At 72.0% G+C, this 7552-nt stretch carries 4 protein-coding genes; 2 read left to right on the plus strand and 2 right to left on the minus strand.

Annotated features, from left to right (window positions below; translation table 11 throughout):
• Positions 1-2654 (minus strand): type VII secretion EssC family protein (locus HMPREF0058_RS08130; RefSeq protein ID WP_006549293.1); only part of this gene is annotated, 2654 nt, incomplete at its 3' end.
• A 111-nt stretch (positions 2655-2765) separates the two neighbouring features.
• Here HMPREF0058_RS08130 and HMPREF0058_RS11870 point away from each other — a divergent pair.
• Positions 2766-3542, plus strand: coding sequence for an SOS response-associated peptidase (locus HMPREF0058_RS11870; RefSeq protein WP_006549294.1), 777 nt, complete (start codon positions 2766-2768; stop codon positions 3540-3542).
• Between the two features lie 16 nt (positions 3543-3558).
• The gene (ligA, locus tag HMPREF0058_RS08140) at positions 3559-6042 is read left to right on the plus strand and encodes an NAD-dependent DNA ligase LigA (RefSeq protein WP_006549295.1); all 2484 of its coding nucleotides are present in this window, start codon (positions 3559-3561) and stop codon (positions 6040-6042) included.
• Positions 6043-6122: 80 nt separating this feature from the next.
• On the opposite strand, the gene HMPREF0058_RS08145 is transcribed toward ligA, so the two are convergent.
• A partial coding sequence (locus HMPREF0058_RS08145) for a L,D-transpeptidase (RefSeq protein ID WP_006549296.1) occupies positions 6123-7552 on the minus strand: 1430 nt, incomplete at its 5' end.

Genomic DNA, 7552 nt, shown 5'->3' on the forward strand with positions numbered 1-7552 from the left:
TGGCCCGCCTGGCTGGCGCCGAGCACCAGGCGGGTGCGTAGCGTCGTCGCCCAGCGGGCTGAGGCAGCAGCCAGGGGAGCACTGAGCGCCAGGTGCGTGCCCAGGGACGCACTGGTGCGGATGAGGGACTCCAGGAGGGCCAGCCCCTCGCCCGGACCGCGAGAGGAGTCGACGGCGGCTGCCAGGCGGTCGACGTCGTCGAGCACCAGCAGGTCCCCGCGGAGCTCGCCGGAGGCGGCCAGCTCCCACAAGCGTGCCAGGCGTCGGGGATCGCTCGCCCCGACCACCGTGCCCACCCCTGCGGCGCCGTCGGCCAGGGCCGGCCACTGCCGGATGACGTGATCGGGCAGGCCGCACAGGTGCACGCCGTGACCGGCGGGCCTGACGCCGTCGGGTGAGGCGTAGGCCAGGAAGCCGAGGGCGGCCGAGGCAAGCGCTGTGGAGCGACCCGAACCGGGCGAGCCGAGCACGGCCAGCGGCTGGGCAGCTGACCAGGACCAGGTCGCGAGGCTCTGCGTGTGTGGCTGATCCACCAGCGCCATCATGATGCCGGCCTGCCTCGCCGCCTCGACGCTGCCCGGTCGCCGTGCGCGCTCAGGCAACGGGTCTGCCCAGGGGCGCCAGGGGCGTGCCCCGCACCCACGCGCCGCGGCAGCCAGCTCGGCCACCATCTCCTCCACGCTCTGGCGCCTGCCCACAGGCGCCCCGCACCACGGAGCCTGCAGGACCAGGCCCTCGGCCTCATCCAGCCCGCTGACCATGAGCCGTCCGGGATGCGCTGAGAGCAGTGAGGCCTGAGGGTGGTCAAGGACGTCGCGCGAGTCCGCCGCATCCAGCACCCTCAGGCACACCCGCACACTGACATTGGCCCGCACCGTCTGGGACACCGCCCCACTGGGGCGCTGGGTCGCCAGCACCAGGTGCAGCCCCAGGCTGCGTCCCTGGGCCGCCACACGTACCAGAGTGTCCAGCACCTGCGGGTGGGCTGAGGCCAGGGTTGCGAACTCGTCGACGGCGATGACCACCCGGGGCGGCGGGGGACCCGGCGCACCGGAGCCGGCCAGGAAGCGCTCGCCGGCGGTGCCGCCCGGCTGCTCCTCGGGCACAGCGGTCGGTGAGGCCATGGCTTCCCAGGCAGCGAGGTCAGCCACGCCGAGGTCGGCCAGCAGGCTCTCGCGGCGGCGAACCTCCGCCTCCAGGGAGGCCAGCGCTCGCGTGGTCAGTGCCGGGTCGAGGTCCGTGAGCACACCGGCGGTATGCGGCAGCTGCGTCAGCGCTCCGAAGGCCGCGCCACCCTTGTAGTCCACCAGCACTAGGCTGAGCCGCTGCGGCGGTAGGGCGAGGGCGAGCTGAAGGAGCCAGGACCTCAGCAGCTCGGACTTGCCCGAGCCCGTGGTGCCCGCCAGCAGGGCGTGGGGTCCGTGCTCAACGAGGTCGGCCACTACCTGCCCGTGCTCGCTCACGCCCAGCACCGCTGGCAGGCGTCCGGGCTGAGGCGGCCGGGCCCACTGGCGAGCCACGAGGTCCTGGTCCACCACGCCAATGATCGAGGACAGTGGCACCTGCGCAGGCAGCCCGTCCTCCCACGGTCCTCCCTCCACGCCGGTGGGAGCCAGGCCTGCCTGTGCCCTCCAGGCCTGGGTGATGAGCTCGGTGGCCGCCTGGGCCCAGCCCGAGGAGGGCGGGTGAGGCCACCGGGGCTGGGTGCGCACAGCCGTGGCACTGGCAGGTACGCCCTCCTCGGACCAAGCCAGGGCACCGCTGGCCTGCTGCCCCTGCGCCCGCCACCACAGCTGCCAGCCCCGTTCCTGGGGCCGCGCGATGGCCAGTCCGGCCGCCACGAGCTGGGCGCACCACCAGGTGAGCACCCGGTCGGCCTGAGGCCCGCACAGCGCCTGGCACTCTCCAGGGTCAAGCTCCATGAGGGTGCGCCGGCCTCGTCGCGCCAGCCATGCGGTGAGGGTGGTGGCCTCCTGCGAGGAGGCGGCGGAGCGGGGCCGAGCCAGCAGGAGCAGCATCTGCGCCGGGTCCGGGTCCCTCCCGCTCCAGCCCGTGGCTCCCCGCCGCCGGCTGGAGCCGCCTGCCTCGCGCGTGCCGATGCGGCTGAGGGCCATCAGCGCCATCGGCACCACCATGAGACCCGCCGACCAGCTGCGGGCCGGTGCTCCTCGGGTGAGCACCATGGCGAGGACTGCCAGGACCATGAGTAGCGGTCCCACGATCATCACCAGACGTTGCCAGGAGATCCTGTGGTGGCTGCGGCCGGTGTGCGGTGCGAGCCGGGAGGGACGACGTCGCAGCTCCAGCAACGTCGATCCCACCCGCAGCCGCTCGCCCTGCCTCCACCGGGACTCAGGACCGAGCCTTCCCAGGCTGGGGAGCAGGAGGGGCCCCAGACGGCGTCGCCGCCAGCGGGCTGTGAGCCCCTCCTTGCCGAGGCTGACGCTCACGGAGGCGGACCGGGTGCGCACTTGCAGGTGCTGGCGCGAGACGAAGGGGTCGGTGATGATCTCACCCCTGCCAATCACAAGACTGTCCTGTGCAGGCAGGGCCAGGACGAGCCCAGTGTCAGGCCCGCGGACCACCGCCAGGTGCCAGGTGCAGGCGAGCGCAGCCTGTGCCTGCCTGGCTGAGGCTGCGGGGGAGGTCGTCATGGGCTCACCATGCCAAGACCGCGGGTCCCGCTGCTGCGCGCCTGTGGACGGACGGTGCCGAGGGTGTCACGGCACGTGCCTGTGGAGCCCGGGCTGTGACACCCTGGACCCATGTGCGGACGTTACGGGTCGTGGAGTGGCGGCGCGGCGCTGGTGAGCTACTTCGACGCCGAGCCCCTGCCGTTGCCGGAGGATGTTGAGGCCTCATGGAACATCTCTCCCGGCACGGACGTGCGCGTCGTGGTCGAGCGTGTGGCTACTGACGGCGCAGGGAACCAGGCGGGCAACCTCACCCGTCAGCTGCGGTGCGCGCGCTGGGGACTGCTGGCCTCATGGGCTACCCAGGCTCGCCAGGCCTTCCGGGCCTTTAACGCCCGCAGTGAGACCGCCGCGAGCAAGCCGACTTTCCGTGAGTCCTTCCGCTCCTTCCGTGCCGTCGTGCCTGCTGACTGCTGGTACGAGTGGCACCGCCCGACCGGTGCGGGCGGCCGCGAGGAGGAGATCCGGTCCCGTCCCTACGCCGTGTGCCGCCAGGACGAGGAGCCGCTGGCGCTGGCCGGGCTGTGCTCGTGGTGGCGTGTGCCCTCCTCCCACCCGCCGCTGCGACCCGGACCCAGCATCCATGACCACCGCGGCGGGACCTGGATGCTGACCTGCACCATCCTGACCCGGCCGGCGCGTGAGGACCTGGCCTGGCTCCACGAGCGTGAGCCTGTGGTCCTCTCACGCACGGCAGTCGACTCCTGGCTCGATCCCACGCTCCACGATCCCACGCAGGTCGCCTCGCTCCTGGCGGGGGCGCGCCCGGCGCTGAGGTGGTGGGAGGTAGGACCCCAGATCAGCTCCTCCCGCTCGCGCGGTCCCCAGCTCATCGAGCCCGTGGCCTGACCCGGTGGGCCTGGCCATGAGGGAAGATGGGACGGTGAGTACCCAGTCCACCACCCCCGCCCCGCACGGCCCCAGGGACGACGCGGAGGCCGTGCCGCAGGAAGCCCGACGCCGCTGGGAGGAGCTGGCCGAGCTCGTTGAGCGAGCACGAGCCGCCTACTATGACGCGCTCGACGCCGAGTCGACGACCTCGGACGCCGCCTATGACGCGTTGTACCGTGAGCTGGAGGACCTGGAGGCAGCCTGGCCGCAGCTGCGCGTGCCCCACTCTCCCACCCGTAGCGTGGGCGGAGGCCGGGCGCAGGCCTTCTCGCCGGTGACCCACGCCGAGCGCATGTACTCCCTGCAGGACGTCTTCAGCCTGGAGGAGGTCCAGGAGTGGGCTGAGCGCGTGTGCGCGGACCTGGGCGTGGCAGACGCGAGCCTGCCCATGACCGCCGAGGTCAAGATTGACGGCCTGGCAGTGGCCCTGACCTACACCGACGGCGTTCTGACGCGGGCGGCCACCCGCGGGGACGGGACCACGGGTGAGGACGTCACCGCCAACGTCCGCACCATCGCCAGCGTGCCCCACAGGCTCAGCGGCGACCAGGTCCCCAGCCTCATCGAGGTGCGCGGCGAGGTCTACTTCCCGGTCGAGGCCTTTGCGCGCTTCAACCGTGAGCGCCAGGAGGACAACGCCCGCCGCGAGGCGCGCAACCGCGCCCTGGAGGAGCAAGGTGGCGGCAAGCGCGTGCGCAAGGAGGCCATGCTCCAGGTCTTCGCCAACCCGCGTAACGCTGCCGCAGGCTCCCTGCGGCAGAAGGACCCGGCCATCACCGCCTCGCGGCCGCTGGCCTTTATCGCCCACGGCATCGGGGCCTACACCCCGGCTCCGGGTGAGCAGCTGCCGGCTCTCCAGCACGAGTGGTACGAGCTCCTGGCCGGGTGGGGCCTGCCGGTCTCGCCCTACAACGCCCTCGTCGTCGGCCGCGCCGAGCGGGAGGCCTATATCGAGCGCTACGCCGAGCACCGCCACGACCTGATCCACGAGATCGACGGGATCGTGTTCAAGATCGACGCGCGCGATCAGCAGGGCAGGCTCGGATACACCTCGCGCGTGCCGCGCTGGGCCACCGCCTACAAGTACCCGCCGGAGGAGGTGCACACGCGCCTGCTCGACATCGACGTGCAGGTGGGGAGAACCGGACGAGTCACGCCCTTTGGCATCATGGAGCCGGTTCTCGTCGCCGGGTCGACGGTGGCCAGGGCGACGCTCCACAACGCCGAGGAGGTCACGCGCAAGGGCGTGCGCATCGGTGACCTTGTGGTCCTGCGCAAGGCTGGCGACGTCATCCCCGAGATCGTCGGGCCGGTGGTCGAGGCCCGTGACGGCTCCGAACGGGTCTTCGTCATGCCGGCGGCCTGTCCCTCGTGCGGCACCCCTCTGGCCCCGGCCAAGGAGGGCGACGTCGACCTGCGCTGCCCCAACACCCGCTCCTGCCCGGCGCAGGTGACCGAGCGCGTGGCGCACGTCGGCTCGCGCGGTGCCCTGGACGTCGAGGGCCTGGGGGACGAGGCTGCTGCCGCCCTGACCCAGCCCGACGCCGGGCAAGAGGAGGCGCTCGCGGCGCTGGCGGCCGGACGCTACCTGGAGACGGAGCGCGGCAGGATCCGTCTGAGGACCAAGGACCTGGAGAGCCTGGCACCGGCGCAGCGCCTGGGACTGGCCAGGACGTACCTGGAGGAGCACGGGATCGGCGAGCAGGAGCCGGTGCTCACCGGCGAGGCCGGGCTGTTCGAGCTGAGTGAGGATGATCTGGCAGAGGTCTTCGTCTACCAGAGCGTCCGACGCCGGGGCGAGGCGACCGGGGACTGGCGCCTGGCACGCTTCTTCTGGACCAAGCAGACCTACACCCCGGACGGCGATGTCAAGAAGGCGAGCGTGCCTGGCAAGAACGCCACGGCGGTCCTGGCTCAGCTGGAGGCCGCCAAGGCCCAGCCGCTGTGGCGCGTGCTGGTGGCTCTGTCGGTCCGGCACGTCGGGCCGACGGCGGCACGCGCCCTGGCAGCCCGTTTCGGATCGCTGGAGGCACTGCGCCAGGCCAGCCTCGACGAGCTCAGCCAGGTCGACGGCGTCGGCCCGACGATCGCGGCCGCCTGGCAGGAGTGGCTGGAGGTCGACTGGCACCGCGAGATCCTGGACCGGTGGGCGGCGGCCGGGGTGCGCACGCAGGACGAGGTGACGACCACGGCGCCGCAGACCCTGGCCGGGCTGAGCGTCGTCGTCACCGGGACGCTGGAGCACTTCACGCGTGAGGGGGCCAAGGAGGCCATCGTCGCGCGGGGAGGAAAGGCTGCCGGCTCGGTGTCCAAGCGGACCAGCTACGTGGTCGTCGGCGCCAACGCCGGCTCCAAGGAGACCAAGGCGCGTGAGCTGGGGGTCCCGGTGCTGGATGAGGAGGGCTTCCGCGCCCTGCTTGAGCACGGTCCGGCCGCTGACCCCGAGCAGGAGGACTGAGGCTCCGGACCGCCGGGTGGCCGGCTCAGGCCCCGCCGTCGGTCATGGTGCGTGACGGGATCGCTCCCGCACCGCCGGTCTCAGTAGTGGCTGACGACGGTGGTGCCGATCTCGGCCCAGTCGTAGATCCACTTGGCCTCGCTGACCGGCATGTTGATACAGCCGTGTGAGCCGGAGTAGCCGAAGCTCGAACGCCACGGAGCTCCGTGGAAGGCGTAGCCGCCTTGGAAGTAGGACACCCAGGGTACGTCCGGGGTGACGTAGCGCGAACCGTCGACGTTGTTGCCGCGCATGGTCTGTGAGGCGTACTGCAGGTAGACCTTGAAGGTGCCGGTGATCGTGGGGGTCTCGGCGGCGCCGTCGACGATTGAGACCGGGCCGCGGACCACGGTCGCGCCCTCATACGCCGTCACGGTCTTGGCCGCCAGGTTGACGTTGACCCACTTCTCCCCAGGGGCGGCCTGGTAGATGAGGTTCTCCGCGCCGTCGGCGATCGTACGGTCCTCCCAGCTGGCCTCCACCTCGGAGGTGACGAAGGAGCCGCTGTAGGCCTTACCCTCAGTCAGGGACTGCGTGATGGCGCTGGTCAGGTCCTCAGAGTTGGACACGACGACGCCGTTGACGGCCTCGACCCGTGTGGCCACGACCTCTCCACGAGAGTTGACGTTGCGCTGCCCGGTGACCGGGTCCTTGCTTACCTGGGCGCTCTGGGCCGCCACCCACTCCCCAACCTTCGCGGCGTCGACCGAGACCGCAGGCTTGGAGTCCTGGCCGGGCTTGATCGTGATCCACGAGGCCTTAGTCGGGGCGTCGGCGGTAAAGCTGGAGGAGGCGTCGGTGGTCGCCACCGTGACGTCGAGGCCGACCAGCCCGTTGGCCTTGTCCGCGGCGGCCTGGGCGTCAGCGTCGGAGACGGTCGGAGCCACCGTGGTGTAGCTCAGCTCGACCGTCTGCGAGCTGAGAGTCTGGGCGGCCTTGGCAGCCGTGCTCTCCAGCGGGGCCGGGTCCAGGCCCGTGCCGTCGGCCGCCGGGGTCGTGGTGAAGCTGGCGCCGTCGGCGGCCAGGGTCACGGTGGCGTCCACGGCCTTGGCCTGGTCCTCAGGGACCAGCGAGGCGGCGTAGGAGGCCGCGGTGTCTGCGTTGGCGGTGGTGACCACCGCGACGTTGTTGTCGGTCACCAGGGCCTTGAAGCGGTCGAGGACGTCGGCCGAGCGCGCCATGGCGGCGTCAGCGGTGGCCTCGGCGTCGATGGTGGTCCCCAGGTCCTCCAGAGAGGCGGTGGCCTCGACGTCACCGCTGATGGTGACGGCGGCGTCCTGGGCCCGCTTGGAGACGAGCTCCACGATCTGCTCTCGGGTCTTGCCCGAGACGTCGACCCCGCCCACGCTCGTGCCGGGCACGGCGGTGTCAGCGTAGTGGGAGGCGTAGGCGTAGCCGCCGGCGCCGGCGACGCCCAGGAGCAGGAGAGCCGCGGCAGCGGTCCACAGCGGCCAGCGCTTCTTGCGCTCGG

Source organism: Actinomyces urogenitalis DSM 15434, from assembly GCF_000159035.1.
GTDB classification, from domain to species: Bacteria; Actinomycetota; Actinomycetes; order Actinomycetales; family Actinomycetaceae; genus Actinomyces; species Actinomyces urogenitalis.

Coding starts and splice junctions, on each gene's coding strand:
- ligA (WP_006549295.1), top strand. CDS start 3,559: ATGAGGGAAGATGGGACGGTGAGTACCCAGTCCACCACCCCCGCCCCG.
- HMPREF0058_RS11870 (WP_006549294.1), top strand. CDS start 2,766: ATGTGCGGACGTTACGGGTCGTGGAGTGGCGGCGCGGCGCTGGTGAGC.